The following is a 775-nucleotide window of genomic DNA, read 5'->3' on the forward strand; positions in this document are numbered from 1 at the left end:
ATGAGAATGATCCGGTTGTGGTTGATGTTTTTGCCAATGACGAGGCTGGTGCGGACGGAGTTGACCTGGTCAATGATGTTGCGGTTGTTGGCGGCACGCTGACGGGTGCTGGCACTGTGGACTACAACGATGACGGTACGTTCACCTACACGCCGGCTTCTGGCGAGGAGGGCGAGGTCAGCTTTGATTACACGATCACCGATGGGGATGGGGACACGTCGCGGGCGACGGTTACGATCACGCTTGCGGCTGACTCGGTGCCATTGGTTGGCACAGCGACGAACCTGACGGTTGATGAGGACGGCTTTGCGTATGCCAATGGCGATGAGAGCCAGAGCGATCCTCTTGAGATCGACTCGACCGAGAGCCTGAGCGACACGAGTGGCAAGGTGACGGTGGACTTTGGCGAGGATGTTCCGAGCGATCTTGCTGGCTCGATAGTGTTTATCAACGCCTCCAATCTGAATGGGCAGCTGACGGCGGGCGGTGAGGCCGTGACCTTTGCGGTTGATGGCAGCGGCAATCTGGTTGGTTCGACGACGAGCCTTGGGACGGTGATCACGATCTCGATCACCAATGCTGTTGCCGGCAGCAACCCTGGCGAGGTGGATTACAGCTACTCGGCGACGCTTGCGCATCCGCTTGATCAGAACCTTCCTGGCGATGACAGCGAAGCCAGCGTGACGCTGAGCGGCATCGAGTTCCAGGTGACCGATGGCGATGATGGCGACACGGGCGAGGGCACGTTCGACGTGGTGATCTTCGACGATGTTCC

At 59.1% G+C, this 775-nt stretch carries 1 protein-coding gene; it reads left to right on the forward strand.

Features of this window, described 5'->3' with window-relative positions:
* The coding region (locus tag ABDZ98_RS14965) for an Ig-like domain-containing protein (RefSeq protein ID WP_343809122.1) at positions 1-775 on the forward strand (775 nt) is incomplete at both ends.

The sequence above is a fragment of the Alteraurantiacibacter aestuarii genome, from assembly GCF_039523595.1.
Lineage (GTDB): Bacteria > Pseudomonadota > Alphaproteobacteria > Sphingomonadales > Sphingomonadaceae > Alteraurantiacibacter > Alteraurantiacibacter aestuarii.